Here is a 25,182-nt window from a genome sequence, read left to right on the forward strand (position 1 = left end):
CGTGTATTGGATGGGAATATGCTATTGATAATAATTGATTTTAGGGAGCACTCTTATGTTAGAACGTTGTAAATCTGCGCAAGAACGTTGGGGCGGTGTTCATATAATGATTGATCGCTGGTTAGAACAGCGTCGTCTATTAATTGAAAGCATGATCAAACTGCGTAAAAGAGAAGAATTTACGCCTACGGATACGCCTTTAATTTTGTCGGTATCAGAAAAACTTGTTGATTACGTTTCAGCGGGCCATTTTGAGATTTATGAGCAGCTGGCCATAGAAGCAAAAGAGTTTTGTGATGACAGTGCACTGCAACGTTTAACGTCTGTTATGCCAGAGATTCAAGAAACCACTGAATTTGTTGTCGAGTTTAACGATAAATTTGATACCAAAGAACACTGTAATGATAAGTTGACTGAGTTACCATTTGCGTTGCAAACATTAAGTGTCATCATGTCAGACCGCTTCATACTTGAAGACTTGTTAATCAAAGAGCTGCACGAGGCTCATAATGAGCAAAGTGCTTAAACTTGCGCTTGTTCTTTCTGCAAGTACGTTTTTATTTGCTTGCTCAGCCGAAGGTCCGTCTAAAACAGCCGAGTTCGCAGTACAGGGCCTTTACTCGGCGGCGTTAAGCTCCGATGGTGCCAATTCATTGGTTGGCTCGATTCAGCATGGTGGCAGTTTCTGGAGTAATAGCCCGGCGGAACGACGTTTTAATTGGAATCATGCTCAAGGTGATTTTACACCTTTAATCAGTGTTGATATTGATCCTTCAGGTCGTTATGCATTAACCGGTAGTGCACGCACTATGGTGCTCTGGAATACCTCTACCGGCCAGTCAGAAGGATTTTGGAATACACCTGGAGACATTCGCTCTACAAAACTGATTCGTAACGGTGATTACGCTATTGTTGGTTTAGATGATCAAACGGCGCGTTACTTTGATGTGAAAAATGGTGGTATTAAACAAACCTTTCGAACTGGCGCGATTGTTCGAAGCGTGGATGTTGACGATGTCGGTAGTTTCGTTATAACAGGCGATGATAAGTACCAAGTTATTGTGTGGGATACGCAAAATGGCGAGATCAAACATCAATGGGAACTGAGTAATCGCATTTCCTCTGTGGCCTTATCCGACGATGGTCGCTATGCGTTTGCAGCGGCACAATTAGGCAATGCTAAAGTGTGGTCAACAGAGACGGGCAAGGAGCTGTTCACCATCTCCACAGGTAAATTAGATTCTCGTAATGTCACGATCAGTAACGCCAGGTTCTCCCCTGATAATCGTTATTTACTTACGGGGGGAATTAGCCCTGATGTGAAACTAATTAGTTTATTAAGTGGTGACGTGATTCAGAAATGGTCTCTTGAATTAAAAGATGTGTTACGCCCAACGGGGTCTTCTGTTTTGGCGTTGGCATTTGGTAAAGACGATACCTACTATGCCATTGGTAGTAATGGCAAACTTAATGTTTTTCAGTAATGTCTATGACTGATCCAGAAGAGGCATCTGGGCAACAGATTGCCAATTTTTCTCTGTCTAAACGCCAACTTTCATGGCTGAGTGTATTTGCCTTTTTGGCTTTTCTGTCGGTTGCATTTGGTGCTTTTGGCGCGCATGCGTTGCAATCTATAGTCGATGAGAAAGCCTTATCTTGGTGGCAAACGGGCTGTCATTATATGAGTTATCACGCTTTAGCTGGATGCTTTACCTCTTTATTTTTAGCTCAACTGCCTCGTGCTCGAGTGACGCTATGGTCTTTTCTAGTGGGCATTGTTTTTTTCTCTGGAAGCTTGTTTACCATGTCACTTTCTGGTCTGACTTTGCTTGGCATGATCACTCCTATTGGCGGTTTTTTGTTTCTTTTAGGCTGGGGATGGCTGATTTTCGTGTTTTCCTGCGCGGCTCGCAGGACATAATCTGACTTTTCGGGTAGCATATCGCTCAATGAAATTCCCTTTACTAATTACTGAACGAATTAGAGTATGTCAGATCATCAAAACGAAACAGAAACCACAGCAAAAATACGCACTATCAGAAGCTTTGTTGTACGCAGTGGGCGTATGACAGAAGGTCAGCAAAAAGCCTATGACGCCAATTGGGCATTTTATGGTTTGAACCTTGAAGATGGGCAATTACATTACCAAGACGTATTTGGTAGAGAGTCTGACATTGTTGTTGAAGTTGGCTTTGGTATGGGGGCGTCTCTTGTTGAAATGGCAAAAAACGCACCTGACAAAGACTTTATTGGGATTGAAGTTCATCCACCTGGCGTTGCTAAGCTGATGATGTTGGCCGATGAAGCCGGGGTGAAGAATATTCGTGTGTTTTGCGATGATGCCATTGAAGTGATGGCTAACTGCATACCGAATGCTTCCGTTGCGACTTTTCAGTTATTTTTTCCTGATCCATGGCATAAGAAGCGTCATAATAAACGTCGTATTGTACAAGCTACTTTCGCTGAGAAAATTGCTGAAATCCTAAAGCCAACGGGTACCTTCCACATGGCAACAGATTGGCAGCCATACGCTGAACATATGATGGAGGTGATGGAAGCGCAAACCTTATATGAAAATGTCGCAGGTAAAAATACCTTCCATCCCCGTCCTGACTGGCGTCCCTTAACGAAATTTGAGCAAAGGGGTGAGCGTTTAGGCCACGGTGTATGGGATCTTATTTACGCCAAAAAGTAGCGGGTCAGTTTCACAAATAACCGTTGTGCACTCTATCTAAACCTCCTATAGCGAAAGTAATAGGAGGTTTTTTTATGGTGAGTGTGGTGCTGGTTACGAATCGTTTTCTTGAACCAAGGGTGCTACTTGGCATGTCTTGCAGCCAGTTTAAGTTGATGCTCGATTTCTTTCGAGGACGGGCAGGGTGATGATTCATGTTGCAGTATATCGAGGAATAGTTGAGTGGCTGGTCCGGTTCTTTCCCCTTTACCAAAAATGGCGTATAGATGAACGGATTTGTAGCTGCCTGAGACAAGAGGAATCGCTTTTAGCCCACCATTGTCGAGTTGCTTAGCAATTTCAGAGGTAGGGAGCCAAGCAAAGCCAATTCCACTACTGACTATCTCTAAAGCCGACTGGATGCTTGATACTGTCCAACGTCTATCCGAACCTAACCAACCCGCATCTTTTTTATGGTCACTGGAAGAGTCTCGAATTACGATCTGTAGTTCGTTCGCTAGACGTTCATTTGAAATAAGTTCTACATCATTAAATAAGGCATGTGTTGGTGCGGCTACGGCGATAAAACCCACTTCTATGATGGAATCGGCTAAATAACCTTTAGGAATAAAAGGGCTAATCACCAAATCTGGCATGCCTTTTAAAAGTGCTTCTTCGGCGCCACCAAGCACCGTTTCTTTGAGTTCGATCTGTGTTCCTTGGCTTTGCGGCTCAAAGCGTTTAAGCGCTTTTAATAAAGGATAAGTAGGAAAAGCGGCATCCACCACCAGCTCAATCTCTGGTTCCCAGCCTTTCCCCAGGGTATGCGCTAAAGACTCTAAATCGATGGCTTCTTTTAATAGGTGTCGTGAACGTTTTACTAATACATTTCCTCTATCCGTTAATTGCGCTTTACGACCCTCTATCGCTAATAAAGGAAATCCGAGTTGTTCTTGTAATTTAGCGACGGTATAGCTAATGGAGGATTGGCTTTTATGTAACGCTTCCGCCGCTTGAGCAAAGCCTCCATGATCTACTACAGCTTGCAATACTCGCCATTGTTCTAGGGTGACTCTTGGTGCTTTTGACATCGATAGGCCCTCTGTTGATATTCTGAAATGCATTACCCCTTTCAATAATATATCGTATTTTTAGATGTTTATGTGCTATATTTTTCACTATTAGATCAGTTATCTTGACGTTAAAATGGTTTCTTCGAATGAAATGCGTATTTTTAACATTAAGGCTAGACAATGAAAACACTACTTAGAATTGATTCCAGTGCATCCGGTGAAAACGCCACTTCTCGTAAGTTGTTAAACGAATTTGTTGCAAATTGGTTGGTTAAAAACCCTGATGGCACCGTTATTACGCGTGACGTCGATGCGAATCCATTACCACATTTTACCCATGACACATTGAGTGCCTTGTTCTCACCTGAAGACCAAAGAACAACGGAGCAAAAAGCGATTGTTGCCAGAGCGGATGAATTGATTGCGGAAGTGAAGCAAGCGGACGTGGTTGCAATCAGCGCTCCTATCTATAACTTCTCTATTCCTTCTACATTAAAAAGCTATTTTGATTATATCGCGCGAGCTGGCGAAACCTTCAAATACACTGATCAAGGGCCTGTTGGTTTACTATCAAATGATGCTTATGTGTTTACGGCCAGTGGCAGTTTCTTAGAAGGCACACCGTATGACCATCAAATGCCATACATCAAAACCTTCTTGTCTTTCTTAGGAATGAATTTAGTTGACAGTTTCACGGCGGGTGGACAGGCAATGGGTGACCTTGGCCAAGAAGCCTTTAACAAGGCGAAAGCGTCTATTGCGGCATTGTAGTGAGGGCTTGATTCTGGGGCTCGCCCTGGAATTCGCTTAAACTCTTTGATTATACCTCCATTCTCTTGTTTGACATCAATGATCAAGCGACGTAATGGAGGTTTTTATGTTACATATTGTGGGTCTATAGTCGAAATGAATCCACGTTCTTTATTGGGTTAAAACCTGAATTCAATAAGATTTTTCCTGTTCTCATAAGATATCCTGCTAGAATTAAGGCTAATTTGTAAACTAGTGGTAGTATATCTGGCTTTAAGATAAACCTACCATTGTCAATTTTCTTGAGCAAAACATGCATAAACCTAATGCCACTTCAGCCGATGTTGCCCGCTTAGCTGGAGTTTCCCAGTCTACCGTTTCTCGAAGTTTTGATCCGAGCAGTCGTATTTCAGAAAAAACTCGCCAGAAAGTTTTTGCTGCGGCCGATGAGCTAGGTTATCAGGTCAATAAAGCCGCACAAACGATGATTCGAAAGCGTAGCGATCTTGTTGGCTTAGTAACCGCAGGCTTAGGTGATCCGTTTCGTTCGGAGTTTTTGCACAGCCTTGTGCTTGAAGTGCAGAATAATGGCTTGCGGCCTATGGTGATCGATGTGTCGGATAAACATACTATTGATATTCAATTGCAAAGCCTAGTTCAATATCAATTAAGTGGCGTTATTATCACCTCTGGTACGCCTAATGAAGCCGTTGCAAAAGCGTTTATTAAACGGGGTACGCCAGTCATTTTGGTAAACCGAGCCGACTATTCGAGTGAAGCCGATATTGTTAATTTAGATAATACTCAAGCTGGGGTACTGGCTGCAGAGGCCTTGATAAAAGCGGGCAAGAGTCGGCTACAGGTGGTTCGCTCAAGAGTATCGAGTTATAGCAGCGCGACTCGAGCGAAAGGTTTTCTTGATGCACTTTCACCTTATGTTGAGCGGGGTGTGCTGTCGGTTGACGAAGCATTTTGCGACAGTGGTAATTATGATGGCGGAACTCAATATGCAACAGATATGTTGGCTTCTGCGCATTATCCCGATGGCATCTTCTTTTGCATGGATTGCATTGCCTGTGGTTTTTTAGATGAACTTAAACAGGACCGTCGTTTAGCAACGCCGACCGATATTGCTGTTATAGGCTGCGACGATATATCAATCGCAGGCTATAAATCTTACAATTTAACGACTGTGAGACAATCGTCACAGAAAATGGCTGAAGCGGCAGTAAGCGCCTTACAAACACGCCTAAAGCAGCCTAATACGGCTCCTACGCAACATAATGTCTCAGTTGAATTAGTGTATAGAGGCACGCTTCTTAAGTAGATTGGTTGCTCTTCGTGCTCTCTTAACATTAATACTGTCAATATAATGATCAATTTTTTTATTTTTTACTTCCATAAAGTAAATATCGAGCGTATGCTTTTATTTCTGTTCATACGTATGCACAAAAATAAAAAATCATTCGGGGGCAATATAAAAATGAAAAAATCTCCACATATTCTCGGCTTAACATTAATTGCAGCGGCTACTTTGGCAGCCACTCCAGTAATGGCAAAAGGCAAACTTAACGTACTGTGTTCAACGGATACGGACTGGTGTAGCCTGATGGAAACTCGCTTCGAAGCAGAAACGGGTATTGACGTTTCTTTAATTCGAAAAAGCTCTGGTGAGTCTTATGCACAATTACGTGCAGAAAGAAAAAACCCTAAGATCGATATCTGGTGGGGCGGAACGGGTGACCCACATTTGCAAGCCGCCGCTGAAAAATTAACCCAAGTTTACAAGCCTAAGGCCTTATCTGAACTAAGAGATTGGGCGCAAAATCAAGCAAAAGTCTCTGGTTACCGCACCGTAGGTGTATACGCCGGTGCATTGGGTTTTGGCTATAATGAAGACCTATTAAACGCAAAAGGCTTACCCGCTCCTCAATGTTGGAAAGACTTAACGGACCCGATGTATAAAGGGGAAGTGCAGGTTGCCAACCCAAATTCTTCAGGCACTTCTTATACCGCCTTAGCCACCTATGTACAAATGATGGGAGAAGATCAAGCGTTTGATTTCTTAGCCAAATTGCATAAAAATATTAACCAATATACCAAGTCCGGCTCAGCACCGATCAAAGCGGCGTCCAACGGCGAGACAGCGATTGGTATCACCTTTATTCATGACATTGTGAAACAAGTGAAAAAAGGCTACCCAGTAAAAGCCGTTTCACCTTGTGAAGGAACGGGCTATGAAGTTGGCTCTATGAGTATTGTGAAAGGCGCGCGTCACTTGAAAGAAGCGAAAATGTGGGCTGAATTTGCGTTAAGACCGGATGTTCAATCATTAGCCGCCGAGGCTAAAGCCTATCAAGTACCATCAAATAAAGCGGCGACGACGCCTGAAGGCGCACCGGATTTTTCTACCATCAAACTCATCGATTACGATTTTGCCAAATACGGTGCAGCCGAAACACGTCAGCATTTATTGCAACGTTGGGATGCTGACATCAAGTCTTTACCGCGTTAATACACGCTTTAAATCTTTGAAAATATCATGAGATCTGTTAGGTAATTTGCCTAGCAGATTCTCAACTTCCTATTTGGAGTATCGATAGTGAAACACTCATTTATCCCGTGGCTGATACTCGGTTGGGTCGGTTTTTTAGTCATGCCTTGGTATTTGCTAGAGGACGGTTTTTGGTCCTTTATTTGGTTATCTGACGGCTACCCTATAGAAGCGGATTATGCACCGGCCTTATTACAAGGCTTAATCGGCGATCGTCTCTGGTTATTGCCTTTGGCCTTGCCCCTGATGTTGCCATTATTTCTGATTCCGTTAACTAAAAATGACCCTCGTTATAGTCGTTACTTAATTATAGCCGGTTCTTCTGGTCTTATTTATATGTTGGCCCAAGGCTTTGCGATAGGCGTTATGGGGTGGCAGTTTGAAAGTCTTGATCTTATTTTTGGCGAGCTGGAGCAACAGCAATACGGCATGGGGTATGGTGCTGTATTATGTGGGCTGTCATTTTTGATTTTATTAACAACGGGATTAGCGGCCTCTGGATTTTTAAAAGGGGATGTATTTGTTACGGGTAGCATTGGTTTAGTTATGACCTTGGTTGTTATCTTTGTCTTCTTCCCGGTGAGCCAAGTATTGATCAGTGCCTTTATGGATAATGATGGTGCTTTTGCGCCTTCGCAGTTTGCCTCTAAGTTATTCAGTGACAATATTTGGTCATTAGCCTGTTTAAATAGTGGTTACTCTTGTGGTATCGCATGGAACTCCCTCTCGTTGGCTATTTCGACGGCGTTTTTAACCACCCTGCTTGGTTTGGCGTTTGCATTGGTTGTGACTCGAACTGGATTCCGGTGGAAAAAATCGTTACGTCTATTGACCGTCTTACCGATTATAACGCCGCCCTTTGTTATTGGCCTGGCGCTGATTTTATTATTTGGTCGTTCTGGTGTGGTGACTCAGTTTTTTGCCGAGTTATTTGGAACGGAACCAGGTCGCTGGCTTTACGGCATGCCGGGGGTCTTATTTGCCCAAGTGCTGTCCTTTACCCCTATTTCATTTTTAGTCCTGATTGGTGTAGTTGAAGGTGTCAGTCCATCGATGGAAGAAGCGTCTCAAACCTTGCGTGCGAATCGTTGGAAAACGTTTATTAATGTGTCTTTACCGCTTATGCGCCCAGGTTTGGCGAATGCCTTCTTGCTGGCTTTCATTGAAAGTTTGGCTGACTTTGGTAATCCAATGGTGCTTGGTGGTGATTTTGAAGTTCTGTCTACTGAGATTTTCTTCGCAATCGTCGGTGCTCAAAACGATCAGGGGTACGCCGCGGTTTTGGCGATCTTGCTGTTGGCCTTTACCTTAAGTGCATTCTTCCTACAGCGTAAATGGTTGGGTAAGAAATCCTATACTACTGTTACCGGGAAAGCAGAATCGGGTGCCTATATGGGGTTAAATCCAGGTATGCGAGTGGCTTGCTATATGACGGCTTTGCCTTGGGCGGTGTTAACCATCGTTATTTACGGAATGATTATGTTCGGTGGTTTTGTGCAAAACTGGGGCTACGACAACAGCTTTACTCTAGAGCATTACGCGAATGCATTTTCTATTGGCTGGGGAGACTTTGGTGTGATTTGGGAAGGGGCCGCGTGGGATTCGCTTTGGACGACCTTAAGCATTTCGGCCATTGCAGCGCCATTTACCGCTATGGTGGGCTTGTTGACGGCTTATCTGTTAGTTAGGCAGCAGTTTAAGTGGAAGGATACTTTTGAGTTTGGCACTATGCTGAGTTTTGCGATTCCAGGTACGGTTATTGGTATCAGTTATATCTTGGCATTTAATGTTCCTCCATTTGAGCTAACAGGAACAGGCGTTATCCTGATTATCTGTTTTGTTTTCCGTAATATGCCTGTTGGTGTTCGAGGCGGGATTGCCGCGATGAGCCAATTAGATAAAAGCTTAGATGAAGCGTCGTTAACCTTGGGTGCAAACAGTTTAACAACCTTCCGCCGCGTTATTCTACCTTTATTAAGACCCGCCATTATTGCGGCACTGGTGTATAGCTTTGTGCGTGCGATTACCTCAGTTAGCGCGGTTATTTTCTTGGTGAGCGCTGATCATAATATGGCAACCTCTTATATTATCGGCTTAGTTGAAAATGGAGAGTTTGGCATCGCTATCGCTTACTGTAGCGTTCTAATTCTTGTTATGTTGACTGTGATTGTCGGTATTAATTTGGCTGTGGGACAACGCAAACTGCGTCGTAACGCAACGGTCTCTACCACACCAAGTCGTCCTTCAATTTCTACCCCTTCGTTAAAGGAGAAACAGGCATGAGTCTTAACTATCGAGCCGGCTCTGTGAGCTTTGAAAATGTCACCAAATCATTTGGTTCAGTAAATGCCATTGATCATGTTTCATTTACTATTGAACCGGGTAATTTGGTGACATTACTGGGGCCAAGTGGCTGTGGAAAAACGACCACTCTACGGATGATTGCCGGACTAGAGCATCCGACTTCTGGCCGCATTATGATAGGAGATAAAGAGGTCACACATCTTCCCGCCACAGATCGTGATGTCAGTATGGTGTTTCAGTCCTATGCACTTTTCCCTCATATGACAGTGGCAGAAAATGTGGCTTATGGACTGACCGCCAGTGGTATTAATAAGATAGAAGCACAAGAAAAAAGCGAAGAAGGATTAGATCTAGTGGGTCTAGGGGGTTATGGACAACGGCTGCCAAGCGAGCTTTCCGGTGGGCAACAACAACGCGTTGCGGTTGCTAGAGCGTTGGTTCTAGAGCCGGAAGTTCTTTTATTAGATGAACCCTTATCTAATCTTGATGCTAAATTGCGACGTCATGTCCGTGAAGAGATTCGAGAGCTGCAGCAAAAAATTGGCTTAACCGCTGTGTACGTTACTCATGACCAAGAAGAGGCGCTGGCCGTTTCTGACAGAATTATCGTCATGAATCGTTCCGTTATCGCTCAAGAAGGCAGTCCTCGAGAATTGTACGAACAACCTGCGTCTACTTTTATTGCGGATTTCATTGGCGATGCGAATTTAGTGGATGCCGATATAGTCTCAATAAGAGGGGACAGCGCGGAGGTAGCGGTTGGTTCTTTACGTTGCACATTACCCGCACGAGATTTTAGTAAGGGAAGAGTGAAATTGGCGGTTCATCCAAGTGCAATTCGTTTATCAAAGTCAGATGGTCTGGCCTCAGGCCTGACAGGAAATGTACGTCGAGCGACTTATTTAGGAAGCCAAATGCAATACGAAGTCGACTCTGAAGTAGGCCGTTTGTTTGTCATCGACTTTCGTGTTGATCAAGCCATTACCGTTGGCTCCGATGTGGTCATTACTTTTTCAGATCGCGGTCTAGCCCTAGTGAAGAACGCATAAAGTGGAGTGTATTTACTCATGTTTTTAGATCCAAAATTCGTGAATGCGGACATTTTGAGTCGTGCTGACCAGACAGAGCGCGTTATTCGCGTCGCTGGAGCACAGGCTCTTGACTATTTTAATAATCGGGATCAGCTGGTTGTTGAGACCAAGATGGAGCCACAAGATGTGGTGAGTATTGCTGATCGTAATGTAGAAGTGACCATTATTGAAGGTTTACAAGCCCACTTCTCTGAAGATGGGTTTCTCGGGGAAGAGCAAGGCATCACCAAAGGTAATAATAACTTCTTGTGGGTGATTGATCCGATCGATGGCACCGCTTGCTTCCTAAATGGCATGCACTCTTGGTGTCTATCAGTAGCGCTTATGGTAGATAATAAAATTGCCTTTGGTTTTGTATTTGATCCGAACACGAACGAGTTATTTAGCGCCATTGCAGGACAAGGTTGCTTTGTTAATGGCCAAAAAGTGACGGCACTTAAAGTAAACTCTGTTAAAGAAGGCGTAATGGGCGTAGGCACGTCTCAAAGAGTGTCTTCCTCCTTCTGTATAACATTCCTAGAGCAATTATTGGATCAAGGGGGGATGTTTATTCGCAATGGTTCTGGTGCGTTGATGCTAGCCTATGTTGCCGCAGGTAGGTTGATTGGTTATTACGAACCCCATATAAACTCTTGGGATTGTTTGGCTGGCTTAATTATGGTCAATGAGGCGGGAGGTTGGACAAATCATTTTCTTGAAGGCGAAGGGCTCTTAAAGGGCAATCCTTTATTGGTGTCTTCTACAAACCTTAAAGATCAGCTAAAAGTAATGACATCCTTGTAATTGCGTTGAATAAAAGCCCTTTTTCTACTCCGCATTATTTTGCAGAGATCAGAATGAGGGCTTTTTTTGTCAGGTCCTAGCCCGTCATGATAGGTTGAGCGCTTTTAGACTGATTCGGCGACGTTTAACATCGACCTCTAAGACTAAGACCTTTACAACCTGCCCAACTCTCACAAGTTCTCTAGGGTCTTTGACAAATGTATCTGACAATTGAGAGATGTGTATCAGGCCATCTTGATGTACGCCAATATCGACAAAAGCACCAAAGGCGGCCACATTGGTGACTGTCCCCTCTAACACCATCTCTGGTTGTACATCGTCAATGGTATTTATGTCTTGTCTAAATGATGCGTAAGTGAATTTAGGCCTAGGGTCGTGACCGGGCTTTTCTAATTCACTCAGTACATCATCAAATGTGTAATCATCCACTGTTGAAAATACGTTTCTTTGTTGTTTGATTTGGCGTATTAAATCCGTATTTTTCATAATTTGATTAATTGAGGTTTTAAAATGTTTCGCCATGTTTTCAACTAAAGAGTAGGACTCAGGGTGGACTCCCGATCCATCTAAAGCATAACTGGAAGAGGGTATTCTTAAAAAGCCAGCGCATTGCTCAAAACATTTCTCACCAATTCCGGAGACTTTTTTTAACTCCTGACGGGAATGAAAAGCGCCCACAGTATTTCTATATTGGACGATGTTTTCTGCAATTCTTGGGCTTAAGCCAGATACACAGCTGAGTAAGCTTGCAGAGGCTAAGTTAAGGTTAACCCCAACCCGATTAACACAATCTTCAACAACGGCCTTTAAAGCACTTATAAGAGCGCTGTTTTTTAAGTCATGTTGATATTGACCGACGCCAATGGCCTGAGGGTCAATTTTGACTAATTCAGCTAAAGGGTCTTGCAGACGACGTGCGATTGAAATGGCCCCTCGAATGGTGACATCGAGGTCAGGGAACTCTTCGGATGCAATCGGTGAGGCGGAATAAACAGAAGCACCCGCTTCGCTAATAATGACGGACTGGCAAGCAAGGTTATTCTCTTTTATCAGATGTTTAATTAATCTATCTGTTTCTTTGGACGCCGTACCATTACCGATTGCAATCAATTCAATGTCGTTTTCTTTAATAAGCTGCAATAACCTTGTATTTGACTGATTTATTTTGTTTTGTGGAGGGTGCGGGTAAATAACAGCATAATCTGAACACTGTCCTTTATTTGTTATAGCGGCCACTTTTACCCCATTACGAAATCCTGGGTCAACGCCTAAGACGGCTTTTTGTCCCGCAGGTGAGGCCATTAATAAATCAGAAAGGTTGTTCGCAAAGACGTCAATTGCTTTAGACTCAGCATTATTTTTTAACTCGGATAAAATTTCAGCTTCTATTTTAGGTAAAATTTTATCTTTCCAAGCCTTTTCTAAAACTTCTTTTTTGAATGGGGAAAGGTGTGCTCTATTATTATCATTGTTGTTATTGAAAGTGTGAATAACAGATATATCACCTAGTAGAAAGTAAGGAAAAGTATTTTCTTCGCCATCAAAAGCAATGCTTATTTTTAAAATGTTTTCTTTTTTACCTCTCAATAACGCCATCATTCTATGGGGTGAGACTTTTTTTACTGGTTCACTAAAGTCAAAATAATCTTGGTATTTTTCTCCAATTTCTTTTTTCCCTCGAATAACTCGACTTTTTAAAATGCCCTGATGATAAACGCTCTTTCTAACTTCTTTTAATAAAGGGATGTGAAGACTGAGTGATTCGCATAAAATCTCCATGACACCATTATAAGCCTCCGCGGCTGAAATGCTTAATTGGTTTTCTGTGCACCAAATCTGTGCCCTTTTAGTATGAAATGTATCCCATTCTTGCCAGCTCAACTCAGCTAAAGGCGCTAGCCCATTTTTTCTTGCGATATCCGCTTTACTCACTTTGGAGGATTTATACGGTGCGTAGAGTTCTTCTAGCTGACTTTTAGTATCAGCCTGTAAAAGTGCTTGTTTCAATTCATTAGATAACTTATTTTGTTCTGATAGGCTATTTAAGATGACGCTCTGTCTATTTTCAAATGCTTCTAAGTATTGCCACCTGTCAAAAAAATCGCGCAATTTAATATCGCTCATTCCTTCGGTATTTTCTTTTCTATAGCGTGCAATAAAAGGGACAGTTGCTCCATTTTTAAACAGCTCAATTGTATTGTTTACCGCTGTTGGAGAGAGGGAAAACTCGGAAATGAGTTTTTTTAGGATGTTGGACATATATAATCACATTCCTTACACATTTATAACAAACTTCCATAAAAGTTTGTTAGATATTTTGTTAATAATTTACTAAAATCTCACACACAAATTAAAGTAATATATAATTACTTTATGTATTATTTTTTAGACGGTTCAATTTATTTAGAATAGTTGTATTTGAACGAATGAAAAATACCTAAATACGTGAATAATTACCATAATAGTTTTCCTGACATTGTACCTGATTTTGAGCAGATATACGGGCTTAATGATCAGTGAACTTACTAAGGGAAGTAATGCACGTTGTTTTAAAATGTTCCATTTATAAAGTGTATAGAGGTTTCAAATGAATTTATTACTTGAACTTGCTGGAAATAAAGCAAAAGCGCGTGCCGCAGCAAAAGAGCTAACCATCCCACAGTTAGAGAACGTTATAGCGGGTTTTAATAATGCATTGGTAAAATTAAAAGAAGAAGCGGCATTGGCTGCGGAACAAGAAGCTGAAAGAACGGCGGCCGCAGGTAAAATCGCACAGCTAATTGCAGAAAGCGGTTTAACAATGGAGGAAATCGCGATGCTTTCTACTCCAAAAGCGACGGTAACAAAAGGCAAAACGGTTGAGCCTAAATACCGCTTAGAAATTGAAGGTGAAGTCTATGAGTGGACAGGTCGTGGCCGCACACCAAAAGTATTTCAAGAATACTTTGATCAAGGTAATAGCAAAGAAAGCTGCACGATCAAATAAGTTGTCTGAGTCATAAAAAAGCCCGCATGATGCAAATCATGCGGGCTTTTTGTTGTCATGATGTTTTAAGCATCAATGCGTTTGTATTTGATACGCGTTGGTGTGGCTTCGTTGCCGGTACGTTGTTTGTAGTCGGCTTCGTATTCGGCGTAGTTGCCTTCGAAGAAGACGGCTTTCGAATCGCCTTCGTAGGCTAGGATGTGTGTTGCGATACGGTCAAGGAACCAACGGTCATGGGAAATCACTATCGCAGCGCCCGGGAAAGCAAGCAGCGCGTCTTCCAGTGAACGTAATGTTTCCACATCAAGGTCGTTGGTCGGCTCATCCAGGAGCAAGACGTTGCCGCCTTCTTTAAGCAATTTAGCAAGGTGTAAACGGTTACGTTCCCCCCCCGATAAATGCTTAACGAATTTTTGCTGATCGGAGCCTTTGAAGTTAAAGCGGCCGATATAGGCGCGAGAAGACACCTTGTAATTGTTCACCGTGATCATGTCTTGGCCGTCAGAAATTTCTTCAAAAACGGTTTTGTCGCCATCCAGTTCACGCATTTGGTCAACGTAAGCAAGCTGCACGGTTTCGCCTAGGGTGACGGTCCCTGTGTCAGGTTGCTCCGTTCCGGCAATCATTTTGAAGAGCGTTGATTTACCCGCACCGTTACCACCAACCACACCAACAATCGCGCCTTGAGGTACGACCATGTTGAAGTCTTCTAGTAGCATCTTGTGTTCGAAACTTTTGCTAACGCCTTCAATTTCAATCACCTTGGCGCCAAGACGTGGCCCCGGCGGAATGTACAATTCATTGGTTTCGTTGCGGTCTTGGAATTCTTGTGAATTCATTTCTTCAAATCGAGCTAAACGTGCTTTGGATTTAGACTGACGACCTTTCGCGTTTTGGCGAACCCACTCAAGCTCGGACTTAATGGCTTTTTGATGCGATGCCTGTTGCTTTGCCTCACTTGCTAACCGAGCGTCTTTTTGCTCCAGCCAAGAAGAGTAGTTGCCTTCGTATGGGATACCATGCCCACGGTCAAGTTCGAGAATCCAGCCTGCCGCGTTGTCTAGGAAGTAACGGTCGTGGGTGATGGCCACGACCGTACCAGGGTAATCTTTCAAGAAGCGCTCTAGCCAAGCAACGGATTCGGCATCCAAGTGGTTGGTTGGTTCGTCTAATAGGATCATGTCTGGTTTGTCGAGTAATAGGCGACAAAGTGCAACACGGCGACGCTCACCACCCGAGAGGTGCTCTACGCTGGCATCCCAAGGGGGAAGACGAAGGGCATCCGCTGCCACTTCAAGCGCACGTTCTAGGTTGTGACCTTCTTTGGCTTCGATTAGTGCTTCAAGTTGACCTTGCTCTTTTGCCAGGGCATCAAAGTCCGCATCAGGCTCAGCGTATTCCGCATAAACTTGATCTAAGCGAGCCATGGCATTAATGACGTCCGCGAACGCTTCTTCCACAATGCCACGTACGTTTTTTTCAGGATCAAGATGCGGTTCTTGTTCCAAGTAGCCAATTTTAATCCCCGGCATTGGGCGTGCTTCACCGTTATGTTCAGTATCGACTCCTGCCATAATGCGCAGAAGTGTTGATTTACCAGAACCGTTAAGACCCAATACGCCGATTTTTGCGCCAGGGAAGAAAGAAAGGGAGATGTCTTTTAATATTTCGCGTTTTGGTGGGACGACTTTCCCTACGCGATTCATGCTATATACGAATTGAGCCATATGAAAGAATGCTTTTTTAGGTTAATAGGACTGTATTTAGGTATCGAATATAAAGAAATAAATAGCTAAAACAAGAGTCAGTACAGAATAGCACAAGGGGGAAAAGGGAAAAATATACTCCGTGTCAGATTCATAAAAAAGATGTCTTTTAATTAAGTATGATAAGGGAGGCGCCTAATACAACTAGAATAGCCCCAACCCAGGCTCCAATAGCGGGCCTTTGTCTTGTCGTAATCCAAATGGCGGGAAGAATTAATACTGGCGTGGTTGCTGAAAGAGTAGTAACAATGCCGACATTCCCTTTCCCTATTCCCCATACAAGAACGCTCATTCCGATCACCATGCCAATGCATGCCATAACCACTAGCCGACCATAGATTGTCAGTGGAATGGATGAAAAAGTGAAGCGGTCCGTTTTGGGTAAACGATGTTTGTAATACAGGTTATAAGCGAGCGTTAAGGCGATTGCGCCAACACTGACTCGGACAGCTGAAACGGCAATAGTATCAACGCCGGCTAACAAGGCTGGCTTACTCAATAAGGCGCCTGACGCTTGCCCGAGCGCCCCACCTAATGCCATTAATACCCCGATATAGAGCTTTCCTTTCGTTTCTTCCCATGAATGCTCTTGCGCTTTTCGTTTGCCAAACAAAATAGCGGTGATGACTCCCATAAGAACGAGAGAGCAGGCGAAGAGCTCTAGAAGAGAGAGCGTTTCGTTAAACAGCAACCACCCCAGTAAAATGGAAATGGGGGCATTGGTAGCAAATAGAACTCCCGTTCGCCTGGGTCCTAAACGTGAAACCGCCGCAAATAAACAAGAGTCGCCGATAAATATACCCGTTAAGCCAGATAAAATAAGTGTGCCAGAGTGAGAAAAAATTGCGTAGTCGAAGCGGTCTCCAAGCGCACTAAGCAGTAATAAAATAAAGGCCGCAATAAGGATTCGGAAGGTGTTGAAACGCATTACCCCAAACGTCAGTATCAGTTTTGGGGCCATTAGGCTTGATAATGTCCAACATAAAGCCGCGACCAATCCTGATAGCTCAATAAATGTCATGGTAAATCCTTGCCGTAAAAGAGCCTAAGGCGCCTCTTTAGGAGGTATATGAGAGGTAGCTATATTAGTGTCGGATTGGTATGATTTGCAAGTTGAAATCGGCTGTTATAGAAACAGAAAATCATTCTTTTTAGATAGACTTTTAGGATCAATATGAGATGCCCCTTCTGCGGAGCTCAGGACACAAAAGTAGTCGACTCCCGCCTCGTTTCGGAAGGTGCCCAAGTGCGCCGAAGACGGACATGCAACGCCTGTAATGAACGTTTTACTAGCTTTGAAGTGGCTGAACTACAGATGCCTCGTTTAATTAAAAGCGACGGCAGTAGAGTGCCCTTTGATGAAGATAAAATGCGTAATGGCATACTTAAATCCATTGAAAAACGTCCAGTCAGTGTAGAGGAAATTGAAACCTCTATTTCTCGTATTAAAGAAAAAATGCAAGCAACAGGTGAGCGAGAATTGCCTTCAATGTGGTTAGGTGAAGCGGTTATGGATGAGTTAAAATCATTAGACCAAGTGGCCTATGTACGATTTGCCTCGGTTTATCGCAGCTTTAAAGACATCAGTGAATTTAAAGATGAAATTGAGCGCTTAGAGAAAAGTGAAAAAAGTAAATTACTCTCATCAAAGGAAAGCAAACAATGACGCTCTCTCATGAAGACTGGATGGCCAAAGCCTGCCAACTTGCCCGCAAAGGACTTTACACGACACATCCGAACCCAAGAGTTGGTTGTCTAATGATAAAAGACAATCAAAAAATTGCAGAAGGCTTTCATCTAAAAGCCGGTGAGGCGCATGCAGAAGTGAATGCCATAAACTCGGCAGAAACGTCTGTAGAAGGTGCAACGGCTTATGTCACGTTAGAGCCTTGCAGCCATCAAGGCAAAACAGGACCGTGTGCCGATGCATTGATTAAAGCCAAGGTGCGGTCAGTTGTGTTTGGTATGCAAGACCCTAATCCAGAGGTTGCGGGGAGAGGTTTAGCTAAGCTAAAAGCGGCTGGTATTGATGTTATTGGTCCGATATTAGAAGCAGACTGCGCCCAATTGAATCCAGGATTCATTAAGAGGATGCAAGAGGGTTTACCTTTTGTCCGTCTTAAAATGGCGATGAGTCTAGATGGTCGTACGGCAATGGAGTCTGGTGAAAGTAAATGGATCACTGGACCCGATGCGCGTCTCGATGTGCAGCGTTTGCGGGCGCAAAGTGATGCTGTTTTAACCGGGATCGGTTCTGTATTGGCCGATGACCCTAGTATGACAGTCCGCATTGACTCACAAGATAATGACGTTGACCCTAAATCGGTGCGCCAGCCGAAACGCGTTATTTTGGATTCGGCACTGTCTATAACGCCGGAATCAAAAATACTCTACCCAAGCAAGCAAGTTGAAATCTTTTCTATAAAAGAAGAAATTGAAGAAGAGCACTTGTCGGTTTTAATGAAAAAAGGTGTGCAAGTTTCTTTCGCTGATCGTGGTGAAGATGGTCGCATTGAATTGATTCATGTCATGGAACAATTAGCTGATCAGGGTATCAATGACGTTCTGGTTGAGACCGGTGCAGAACTCGCAGGAAGCTTTTTACAGCAAGGGTTAATTGATGAAGTGGTTGTCTATATGGCACCAAAACTGATGGGGTCTTTAGCGAGACCATTATTTCAATTGCCGTTTGAGTCCATGACAGAAACCGTCGATTTGTCGATTAAGTCAGTGCGTCAAGTAGGTGATGATTTACGTATTGTTTTTGTTCCTATTTACTTAGATGAAGTAGAAGACGAAATTGATATCGAGGAATAATAGATAAATAGCGAAAAGCAAACGATAATCTAATGATGTCTATTAAATGTATTTCGGTTTTATAGACGCATACGTTTTACCGATAGACTGGCGAGTCATGTTCGCCTATTAAATCTAAGCAAGTATTGGAAAATATTATGGCAATTAATACAGTAGAAGAAATTTTAGCCGACATTCGTCAAGGTAAAATGGTTATTTTGATGGATGATGAGGACCGTGAAAATGAGGGCGATATCATTGTAGCCGCTGAATGTATCACGCCTGACATGATTAATTTTATGGCCGTTCATGCACGTGGTTTGATCTGTTTAACCTTGACGAGTGAGCGTTGTGAGCAATTAAAATTACCTCTTATGGTTAATGATAATGGAGCCGCATTTTCGACTAACTTTACTATGTCTATTGAAGCGGCAGAAGGTGTGACTACCGGTATTTCCGCCGCGGACAGAGCGTTAACCGTAAAGCGCGCTGTCATGGCTAATGCACAGCCTTCCGATATTGTTCAGCCAGGCCATATTTTTCCTATTATGGCTCGCCCTGGTGGTGTGTTAAGTCGAGCGGGTCATACCGAAGCCGGTTGTGATTTGGCCAGAATGGCTGGTTATGAAGCGGCCTCAGTGATTGTTGAAGTAATGAACGACGACGGAACAATGGCCCGACGGTCAGATTTAGAAAAGTTTGGCGAGAAACATAACATAAAAATTGGTACAATTGCCGACCTTATTCATTACCGTACATTGAATGAAACCACTATTCAGCGAGAGTCAGAAGAAGTCATTCAAACTGAAGCGGGTGAATTTACTATGATCACTTATCGTGACACAGTTCACGGTTTGTCTCACTTAGCCTTTGTTAAAGGTCAGCCAAAAGCGGATACACCTACTGTTGTTCGTGTGCATGTTCCTGATTTGGCTAGAGATTTAACAGGTGCAATGACAGAGTCAAATAAGCAAAGTTGGTCAATGCATAAAGCAATGCAATACGTTGGTGAGCAGAATGAAGGGGTTGTTGTATTAATTGATACAATAGACAAACCTACGGATATGGCGGCCCGTTTTGCCGTTTCTTTGAATCCACCTAGTGGCAAAGGTTCTGATAAAAGTGGCTCCGGTATGTATTTAACCGTGGGAACCGGTTCTCAAATTCTAAAAGATTTGGGGATTAGGAAGATGAAACTATTGAGTTCACCAATGAAATACTCTCTAACAGGGTTTGATTTGGAAGTTGTGGAATTTATTCCATACGAAAGTAGTAATTAAGACAAACAATCGAGTTTGTCTCGTGCTGAATGTATGGCAGAGGAAAATATGAAAGATATTAAAGTATACGAAGGCCATTTTGCCGCGCCAGGTGCAAAATTTGCTTTGGTGGTTGGGCGCTTTAACAGTTTTATTGTTGAAAGTTTGGTTGAAGGTGCTGTTGATACATTAGTGCGTCACGGTATTCTTAAAGAAGACATCATTATTGTGCGCGCTCCTGGCGCGGTTGAAATCCCTGTTGTTGTGCAAAAAGTAGCGAAGAAAGGCGAGTTTGATGCCATTGTTGCATTAGGTGCTGTTATTCGTGGCGGAACACCGCACTTTGAGTACGTTGCAGGTGAATGTGTGAAAGGGCTAGGCTCTTTATCGTTAGAATATGGAATTCCTGTTTCTTTTGGCGTGTTAACGGTCGATTCAATCGAACAAGCCATTGAGCGTGCAGGTACTAAAGCAGGAAATAAAGGCGCTGAAGCGGCTTTATCTGCACTTGAAACCGTGGCTGTATTGCGTAGCTTGGATAATTGAGGAAAACAATGAGCGAAGTAGATAAATCTACCCAACAAAAAGCGGAATCTAAGCCAAAAGCTAAGAAACCATCCCGTTCGCAACTGCGCAGTGCTTCCAGAAGCTTCGCCTTGCAAGCCGCTTATCAATGGCAAATGAATCAGACTCCAGTGAATGAGATAGAAGCTCAGTTTACTGTGGATCATGATTTAGGGACATGTGATAAAGTCTACTTCCGTGAATTAATTCAAGGTGTAACTTTTAACGCGAAAAAGTTAGATGACTTGTATGAAACTTTATTGGATCGTCCGTTATCGGAGTTAGACCCAATTGAGCTTACTATTCTTCGTATTGGCAGTTTTGAATTGTCAGAGCGTTTGGATGTTCCTTACAGAGTGGTGATTAACGAAGGCGTTGAACTGGCTAAGTCCTTTGGGGCAACAGAAAGCCATAAATATGTAAATGGAATTTTAGACAAGCTTGCTCAGCGAGTACGTCGAGAAGAAATTGCCGCTCGTCGAGAAAGGTAAGCGTTATCTTCGAAATAAAAAAGCCATCATTATGATGGCTTTTTTATGCTTAAAGCTTCGTTTGTCTGTATGGTAAATAACCTATTTTCAGTGATGGCTGTTTACGTGTCCTATTGTAGAGATGCAAATATGAAAGAGTTTGAACTTATCCAGCGTATATTTAAAGAATCGTCTATGGCAGACATAGAAGGTCGTAAAGATATATTATTGGGAATCGGTGATGATTGTGCTCAAGTGAGAATACCGGCGGATCAAACTTTGGTTTTTTCCATGGATACTTTGGTTGAAGGACGGCATTTTCCTTACGATGCTGACCCCTATGCGATTGGCTATCGAGCGGTGGCAAGTTGTGTTAGCGATCTGGCTGCAATGGGGGCCAAGCCGGCTTTTTTTACGTTAGGGCTTACCTTGCCTAATTCTGATGCTCAGTGGTTGTCTGCTTTTGCAGAAGGTCTGGCTGAGATGGCCGAGCCCATTGGTTTGCTGTTAGTAGGAGGAGACACGACGAAAGGGCCTTTAACCATTACCTTACAAGTTCATGGTTACATTGAAGAGTCGTTTATCAAAAAACGCTCTCAAGCACAGTTAGATGACGATATCTATGTTACTGGCACGCTAGGCGATGCGGCTGCCGCGGTTCCAGTCATGACAGGAGAGATGATTGTGGCCAATGAGTTATATGATTATTTTTATGAACGCTATTGGCGGCCGTCACCACGCCTGATAGGTGGTATGGCTTTAAAACGGGTTGCAAATGCCATGATGGACATCTCGGATGGTTTTGCTCAAGATATTCAGCATATTCTGTCTGCATCTGATGTAGGCGCGTTTGTTCAGGGTCACCTTATTCCCATTTCTGAGGCATTGAGTAAATGGCAGCCAGACAACGCGTTAAGCATTGCTTTGACTGGAGGCGATGATTATGAACTCTGCTTTACCGCGCCTAAATCCATGAGAGAAGAGATTCGCTTGATTACTCAGACGCTGCACTTACCTTGCGCTCGAGTTGGAGAAATTGTTGAATCGGGGTTTGTTATTGAGGGGTATGCTGGAGACCTTAATGGCTGGCAGCATTTTTAAGATTATTTTCGAACAAATTAAGAGGTTCTCTAATGGCAAATAAAGTGCCCAAATCCGTGTGGCGTAATCCTATTCATTTTCTTGCATTTGGTCTTGGGTCCGGGACGGTAGATAAAGCACCTGGTACTTTTGGCACATTGGCCGCTATCCCTGCCTATTTGTTAATGCAGAATTGGACGGATCAAAACTATTTGATCATGCTGGTGGTTACCTTTGCTTTTGGGGTTTATCTTTGTGATAAAACCTCTAAAGATCTGGGCGTTCATGATCATCCCGGTATCGTTTGGGATGAATTTGTGGGTTACTGGATTACCATGTGGATGGCACCAGCAGGTTGGTCATACATTATCATTGGTTTTATTTTATTTAGAGTATTTGATATTTTAAAACCTTGGCCTATTTCGTGGATAGAAAAGGTTCATGGGGGTATTGGCATTATGCTAGACGATATTGTAGCGGGGTTAATGTCATTTGTAGTGCTGCAAATTTTAGTACATTTTGTTTTCTAGTAAAACGATGGGAACAGCCTGAATTCAGAGAAACTCAGGCTGTTTTTCGTTTTTTACTTATTTAGTGATGGTTCTTAACAAGTGTAGTTAAGGCCAAGCCGACCACCATCCACATAAATGGTTTCACCCGTAATGTAGCTGGCTTTTTCGCTCGCGAGAAACGCGACGGTATCACCGATTTCCCGAGGAACGCCAATGCGTCCTAAGGGTGTGCGGCTTAGCACATTCTTCATTGCTTCTGGGTTAGCATTGACGCCTGCCATCATGGCGGTATCGATGGAACCGGGCCCTACGGCGTTAACACGGATTCCGTTTTTGGCTAAAGCTAAGGCCGCAACCTTGGTTAATTGCATTGCGCCACCTTTCGATGCACAGTAAGCGGCAATGCTTGGAATGGCAACTTGTGCGTTAATGGATGACATGTTCACAACAGAACCCTGGATATTATGTTTTACCATGCTTTTTGCCGCACGTTGCAGAGCGATAAAAGTACCTGTTAGATTAATATCAATGACTTGGCGAAACTGCTCTTCGGACAATTCAAGAAAGTCACTTGGGTTAGCGATACCGGCATTGTTGACTAAGCAGTGAACTGGGCCGTGTTCTGCTTCAATACGGTCGAACATGGCTAAAATTTGCTTAGAATCTCCCATATCGCATGTGTAGGCCGCGGTTCCATTTCCTAATGTAGCGGCCGCCGCTTGAACAACGTCTTCTTGGATGTCCGCCAAAATAATTTTAAAGCCATCTTCTGCTAAGGCTTCTGCACAGGCAAACCCAATTCCTTGAGCGCCTCCTGTTACGAGAGCGATTTTTTGTGTATTTGTCATAATAATCTCCTGAAGAGAAGTAAGTTAGAGTGTCAGACCGTAATCATTCACGGCTTGTTCGTGTGTGATGTAACCGGCGTCTAAATCGGCGCGGACTAATTCCGCAGGGCGTTTTTTAGGGTCTCCATAACCACCGCCACCAGGCAATTCAAGAATCAGTTTCCTACCCGCAGGAATTAATTGTCGACCCTTACCCTTTAATACCGTGCCATCATCGAGCATGACGCTGCCTGCACGGCCATTTTTGCCTTGCTCTCGGCCGCGCGCAGGGAACTGAATACGATCAAACATGGCATTAAAATACAGTTGGTAGCCTTCGTTTGCGCTAATGACAATGGTTTGCCCCAAACCGCCTCGGAATTCCCCGCTGCCGCCTGAGCCTTCCAATAAATCTTTTTGCCAGATAGTCAAGGGCCCAACATGTTCAGTTGCTTCTGTGGACATGGTGCTTACACCAGATGGAAAGGCCGTAGCACTGAGGCCATCGAGTGTGGCGCGTGCTCCCATACCACCAGAATTGAACATAAGAATTTCTGAGGGCGGTAAACCAGAAGACGGGTCTACTGGACGCGCACTGAGCAATACGTTCCAAAGAGCGCTGGCGCCCTCAGCAGGTGCAATGCCAGGGACGCATTGATGCAAAGCGCCCAAAACAACGTCTGGAACAAAATGTCCTAGTACATGACGTACCGACACTGGCGCAGGGTGTGGGGCGTTTAAAATACAGCCTTCAGGTGCAGTGACATCAAAGGGTTTTAAGGAACCTGTGTTATTTGGGATATCAGGGGCAATCGCACACTTTAGTCCATAACAAGCATAGGCTCGTGTATAGACCATCGGGACGTTTACACCGAACTTACTGGGTCCTGAGGTGCCTGCGAAATCGGCTAATAGCGTGTCACCTGAAATCGTTAATGCCACTCTCATATCTACTTCAGCTTCATAACCGTCTACCATCATATTATTATGGTAGGTACCATCAGGGAGATCTTTAATACGCGCTAAGGTCGCTAGGCGGCTGTTATCAATAATGAAATCGGACAGGGTTTCGAGTTCGACTATATTAAATTCATTCATCATGTCCATTAGACGGGCATCACCCGCCGCGTTGCAGGCCGCTAAAGAATACAAGTCACCGATCACTTGATCTTGTTCGCGGACATTGTTGCGAATGATATTAACCAGACCTTTGTTCACTTCGCCTTGATCGATGAACTTCATGATCGGTACTAATAAGCCTTCTTCATAGATTTCATTCGCATCTGGACCATAGCCACGGCCCCCAATGTCAACTACGTGAGCCGTAGCCGCAAAAAAACCGACGTGTTTATCTTGATAAAACGCTGGTGATACCATGGTGAAATCATGTAAGTGTCCTGTACCTTTCCATGGATCATTCGTCAGGTAAACGTCTCCTTCACAGATATTCTCTTCGCCAATTTCTTTAATAAAATGAGGGACAGACTCCGCCATTGCATTAACGTGTCCGGGGGTACCTGTCACGGCTTGGGCAATCATGCGTCCTCGACAGTCAAAAACCCCTGCAGATAAATCACCGGCTTCACGTACCGACGTGGAAAAAGCAGTACGAATAAGAGTCGTGGCTTGTTCTTCTACAACCGCAACTAAACGGTTCCACATAATTTGGTAATCAACATTGCTTAATTTCATA

The 25,182-nt window shown here is 43.6% G+C and carries 24 protein-coding genes; 18 read left to right on the forward strand and 6 right to left on the reverse strand.

The features are described from left to right. Positions 1-55: 55 nt before the first annotated feature. The 4 genes from rsd (at position 56) to trmB (ending at position 2,695) form a co-directional block, all read left to right on the forward strand. Positions 56-526, forward strand: a complete 471-nt coding sequence (gene rsd, locus IEZ33_RS02150) for a sigma D regulator (protein ID WP_191602096.1) — start codon at positions 56-58, stop codon at positions 524-526. Beyond that, positions 510-1,484, forward strand: coding sequence for a WD40 repeat domain-containing protein (locus tag IEZ33_RS02155; protein WP_191602097.1), 975 nt, complete (start codon positions 510-512; stop codon positions 1,482-1,484). The genes rsd and IEZ33_RS02155 overlap by 17 nt, the downstream gene beginning before the upstream one ends. After that, a complete protein-coding gene (locus IEZ33_RS02160) occupies positions 1,484-1,921 on the forward strand; it encodes a DUF423 domain-containing protein (protein WP_240009609.1) in 438 nt (145 codons plus the stop codon). Before IEZ33_RS02155 ends, IEZ33_RS02160 begins: the two co-directional genes overlap by 1 nt. 66 nt (positions 1,922-1,987) lie before the next feature. After that, positions 1,988-2,695 (forward strand): tRNA (guanosine(46)-N7)-methyltransferase TrmB, encoded by a 708-nt coding sequence (trmB, locus tag IEZ33_RS02165; RefSeq protein WP_191602098.1) that lies wholly within the window; start codon positions 1,988-1,990, stop codon positions 2,693-2,695. 122 nt (positions 2,696-2,817) lie between these two features. Here the strand turns inward: trmB and IEZ33_RS02170 are convergent, their stop codons facing one another. Beyond that, positions 2,818-3,765 carry a LysR family transcriptional regulator gene (locus IEZ33_RS02170; RefSeq protein WP_191602099.1) on the reverse strand — a complete coding sequence of 316 codons (948 nt, stop codon included), beginning with the start codon at positions 3,763-3,765 and terminating at the stop codon, positions 2,818-2,820. A 162-nt stretch (positions 3,766-3,927) separates the two neighbouring features. On the opposite strand from IEZ33_RS02170, the gene IEZ33_RS02175 reads away from it, so the two are divergent. The 6 genes from IEZ33_RS02175 to IEZ33_RS02200 all read left to right on the forward strand — a co-directional run bounded on the left by IEZ33_RS02175 (position 3,928) and on the right by IEZ33_RS02200 (position 11,229). Beyond that, positions 3,928-4,518, forward strand: coding sequence for an FMN-dependent NADH-azoreductase (locus IEZ33_RS02175; protein ID WP_191602100.1), 591 nt, complete (start codon positions 3,928-3,930; stop codon positions 4,516-4,518). Between the two features lie 292 nt (positions 4,519-4,810). Beyond that, positions 4,811-5,824, forward strand: coding sequence for a LacI family DNA-binding transcriptional regulator (locus tag IEZ33_RS02180; RefSeq protein WP_191602101.1), 1,014 nt, complete (start codon positions 4,811-4,813; stop codon positions 5,822-5,824). Positions 5,825-5,980: 156 nt separating this feature from the next. Further along, positions 5,981-7,012, forward strand: a complete 1,032-nt coding sequence (locus IEZ33_RS02185; RefSeq protein ID WP_191602102.1) for an ABC transporter substrate-binding protein — start codon at positions 5,981-5,983, stop codon at positions 7,010-7,012. An 87-nt stretch (positions 7,013-7,099) separates the two neighbouring features. Continuing rightward, on the forward strand, positions 7,100-9,334 hold the full coding sequence (locus IEZ33_RS02190) for an ABC transporter permease (protein ID WP_240009610.1): 2,235 nt from the start codon (positions 7,100-7,102) through the stop codon (positions 9,332-9,334). Continuing rightward, positions 9,331-10,404: an ABC transporter ATP-binding protein gene (locus tag IEZ33_RS02195; protein WP_191602103.1), complete on the forward strand. Its 1,074-nt coding sequence runs from the start codon at positions 9,331-9,333 to the stop codon at positions 10,402-10,404. The genes IEZ33_RS02190 and IEZ33_RS02195 overlap by 4 nt, the downstream gene beginning before the upstream one ends. Before the next feature lie 18 nt (positions 10,405-10,422). Beyond that, positions 10,423-11,229, forward strand: coding sequence for an inositol monophosphatase family protein (locus tag IEZ33_RS02200; RefSeq protein WP_191602104.1), 807 nt, complete (start codon positions 10,423-10,425; stop codon positions 11,227-11,229). An 84-nt stretch (positions 11,230-11,313) separates the two neighbouring features. On the opposite strand, the gene IEZ33_RS02205 is transcribed toward IEZ33_RS02200, so the two are convergent. Beyond that, on the reverse strand, positions 11,314-13,488 hold the full coding sequence (locus IEZ33_RS02205) for a Tex family protein (RefSeq protein WP_191602105.1): 2,175 nt from the start codon (positions 13,486-13,488) through the stop codon (positions 11,314-11,316). A gap of 328 nt (positions 13,489-13,816) precedes the next feature. On the opposite strand from IEZ33_RS02205, the gene IEZ33_RS02210 reads away from it, so the two are divergent. After that, positions 13,817-14,215, forward strand: a complete 399-nt coding sequence (locus tag IEZ33_RS02210; protein ID WP_191602106.1) for an H-NS histone family protein — start codon at positions 13,817-13,819, stop codon at positions 14,213-14,215. 65 nt (positions 14,216-14,280) lie between these two features. On the opposite strand, the gene ettA is transcribed toward IEZ33_RS02210, so the two are convergent. Beyond that, positions 14,281-15,942 (reverse strand): energy-dependent translational throttle protein EttA, encoded by a 1,662-nt coding sequence (gene ettA / locus IEZ33_RS02215; protein WP_191602107.1) that lies wholly within the window; start codon positions 15,940-15,942, stop codon positions 14,281-14,283. Between the two features lie 148 nt (positions 15,943-16,090). After that, the gene (locus IEZ33_RS02220; protein ID WP_191602108.1) at positions 16,091-17,002 is read right to left on the reverse strand and encodes a DMT family transporter; all 912 of its coding nucleotides are present in this window, start codon (positions 17,000-17,002) and stop codon (positions 16,091-16,093) included. A 153-nt stretch (positions 17,003-17,155) separates the two neighbouring features. On the opposite strand from IEZ33_RS02220, the gene nrdR reads away from it, so the two are divergent. The 7 genes from nrdR to IEZ33_RS02255 all read left to right on the forward strand — a co-directional run bounded on the left by nrdR (position 17,156) and on the right by IEZ33_RS02255 (position 22,680). Next, a complete protein-coding gene (nrdR, locus tag IEZ33_RS02225) occupies positions 17,156-17,647 on the forward strand; it encodes a transcriptional regulator NrdR (protein ID WP_191602109.1) in 492 nt (163 codons plus the stop codon). Then, positions 17,644-18,798: a bifunctional diaminohydroxyphosphoribosylaminopyrimidine deaminase/5-amino-6-(5-phosphoribosylamino)uracil reductase RibD gene (ribD, locus tag IEZ33_RS02230; RefSeq protein ID WP_191602110.1), complete on the forward strand. Its 1,155-nt coding sequence runs from the start codon at positions 17,644-17,646 to the stop codon at positions 18,796-18,798. The genes nrdR and ribD overlap by 4 nt, the downstream gene beginning before the upstream one ends. A gap of 137 nt (positions 18,799-18,935) precedes the next feature. Then, positions 18,936-20,057: a bifunctional 3,4-dihydroxy-2-butanone-4-phosphate synthase/GTP cyclohydrolase II gene (gene ribBA / locus IEZ33_RS02235; RefSeq protein WP_191602111.1), complete on the forward strand. Its 1,122-nt coding sequence runs from the start codon at positions 18,936-18,938 to the stop codon at positions 20,055-20,057. A 48-nt stretch (positions 20,058-20,105) separates the two neighbouring features. Next, complete coding sequence (ribH, locus tag IEZ33_RS02240; RefSeq protein WP_191602112.1) at positions 20,106-20,582, forward strand: 6,7-dimethyl-8-ribityllumazine synthase; 477 nt, start codon at positions 20,106-20,108, stop codon at positions 20,580-20,582. A gap of 8 nt (positions 20,583-20,590) precedes the next feature. Beyond that, positions 20,591-21,091 (forward strand): transcription antitermination factor NusB, encoded by a 501-nt coding sequence (gene nusB, locus IEZ33_RS02245; RefSeq protein WP_191602113.1) that lies wholly within the window; start codon positions 20,591-20,593, stop codon positions 21,089-21,091. A gap of 129 nt (positions 21,092-21,220) precedes the next feature. Next, entirely contained in the window at positions 21,221-22,171 is a 951-nt protein-coding gene (gene thiL, locus IEZ33_RS02250; RefSeq protein ID WP_191602114.1) for a thiamine-phosphate kinase, read from the forward strand. A 32-nt stretch (positions 22,172-22,203) separates the two neighbouring features. After that, positions 22,204-22,680 carry a phosphatidylglycerophosphatase A family protein gene (locus IEZ33_RS02255; protein ID WP_191602115.1) on the forward strand — a complete coding sequence of 159 codons (477 nt, stop codon included), beginning with the start codon at positions 22,204-22,206 and terminating at the stop codon, positions 22,678-22,680. A gap of 74 nt (positions 22,681-22,754) precedes the next feature. Here IEZ33_RS02255 and IEZ33_RS02260 read toward each other — a convergent pair whose 3' ends face one another. Both IEZ33_RS02260 and IEZ33_RS02265 read right to left on the reverse strand, forming a co-directional pair. Next, complete coding sequence (locus tag IEZ33_RS02260) at positions 22,755-23,510, reverse strand: SDR family NAD(P)-dependent oxidoreductase (protein WP_191602116.1); 756 nt, start codon at positions 23,508-23,510, stop codon at positions 22,755-22,757. 24 nt (positions 23,511-23,534) lie between these two features. Continuing rightward, complete coding sequence (locus IEZ33_RS02265) at positions 23,535-25,181, reverse strand: hydantoinase B/oxoprolinase family protein (RefSeq protein ID WP_191602117.1); 1,647 nt, start codon at positions 25,179-25,181, stop codon at positions 23,535-23,537. Position 25,182 lies beyond the last annotated feature (1 nt).

It is taken from the genome of Marinomonas algicola (genome assembly GCF_014805825.1).
In the GTDB taxonomy this organism is placed as follows: Bacteria; Pseudomonadota; Gammaproteobacteria; order Pseudomonadales; family Marinomonadaceae; genus Marinomonas; species Marinomonas algicola.

Bases quoted from the DNA above. Each gene is read 5' to 3' on its own strand.
- rsd (WP_191602096.1), top strand. From the start codon at position 56: ATGTTAGAACGTTGTAAATCTGCGCAAGAACGTTGGGGCGGTGTTCAT.
- IEZ33_RS02155 (WP_191602097.1), top strand. From the start codon at position 510: ATGAGCAAAGTGCTTAAACTTGCGCTTGTTCTTTCTGCAAGTACGTTT.
- IEZ33_RS02160 (WP_240009609.1), top strand. From the start codon at position 1,484: ATGTCTATGACTGATCCAGAAGAGGCATCTGGGCAACAGATTGCCAAT.
- trmB (WP_191602098.1), top strand. From the start codon at position 1,988: ATGTCAGATCATCAAAACGAAACAGAAACCACAGCAAAAATACGCACT.
- IEZ33_RS02170 (WP_191602099.1), bottom strand. From the start codon at position 3,765: ATGTCAAAAGCACCAAGAGTCACCCTAGAACAATGGCGAGTATTGCAA.
- IEZ33_RS02175 (WP_191602100.1), top strand. From the start codon at position 3,928: ATGAAAACACTACTTAGAATTGATTCCAGTGCATCCGGTGAAAACGCC.
- IEZ33_RS02180 (WP_191602101.1), top strand. From the start codon at position 4,811: ATGCATAAACCTAATGCCACTTCAGCCGATGTTGCCCGCTTAGCTGGA.
- IEZ33_RS02185 (WP_191602102.1), top strand. From the start codon at position 5,981: ATGAAAAAATCTCCACATATTCTCGGCTTAACATTAATTGCAGCGGCT.
- IEZ33_RS02195 (WP_191602103.1), top strand. From the start codon at position 9,331: ATGAGTCTTAACTATCGAGCCGGCTCTGTGAGCTTTGAAAATGTCACC.
- IEZ33_RS02200 (WP_191602104.1), top strand. From the start codon at position 10,423: ATGTTTTTAGATCCAAAATTCGTGAATGCGGACATTTTGAGTCGTGCT.
- IEZ33_RS02205 (WP_191602105.1), bottom strand. From the start codon at position 13,488: ATGTCCAACATCCTAAAAAAACTCATTTCCGAGTTTTCCCTCTCTCCA.
- IEZ33_RS02210 (WP_191602106.1), top strand. From the start codon at position 13,817: ATGAATTTATTACTTGAACTTGCTGGAAATAAAGCAAAAGCGCGTGCC.
- ettA (WP_191602107.1), bottom strand. From the start codon at position 15,942: ATGGCTCAATTCGTATATAGCATGAATCGCGTAGGGAAAGTCGTCCCA.
- IEZ33_RS02220 (WP_191602108.1), bottom strand. From the start codon at position 17,002: ATGACATTTATTGAGCTATCAGGATTGGTCGCGGCTTTATGTTGGACA.
- nrdR (WP_191602109.1), top strand. From the start codon at position 17,156: ATGAGATGCCCCTTCTGCGGAGCTCAGGACACAAAAGTAGTCGACTCC.
- ribD (WP_191602110.1), top strand. From the start codon at position 17,644: ATGACGCTCTCTCATGAAGACTGGATGGCCAAAGCCTGCCAACTTGCC.
- ribBA (WP_191602111.1), top strand. From the start codon at position 18,936: ATGGCAATTAATACAGTAGAAGAAATTTTAGCCGACATTCGTCAAGGT.
- ribH (WP_191602112.1), top strand. From the start codon at position 20,106: ATGAAAGATATTAAAGTATACGAAGGCCATTTTGCCGCGCCAGGTGCA.
- nusB (WP_191602113.1), top strand. From the start codon at position 20,591: ATGAGCGAAGTAGATAAATCTACCCAACAAAAAGCGGAATCTAAGCCA.
- thiL (WP_191602114.1), top strand. From the start codon at position 21,221: ATGAAAGAGTTTGAACTTATCCAGCGTATATTTAAAGAATCGTCTATG.
- IEZ33_RS02255 (WP_191602115.1), top strand. From the start codon at position 22,204: ATGGCAAATAAAGTGCCCAAATCCGTGTGGCGTAATCCTATTCATTTT.
- IEZ33_RS02260 (WP_191602116.1), bottom strand. From the start codon at position 23,510: ATGACAAATACACAAAAAATCGCTCTCGTAACAGGAGGCGCTCAAGGA.
- IEZ33_RS02265 (WP_191602117.1), bottom strand. From the start codon at position 25,181: ATGAAATTAAGCAATGTTGATTACCAAATTATGTGGAACCGTTTAGTT.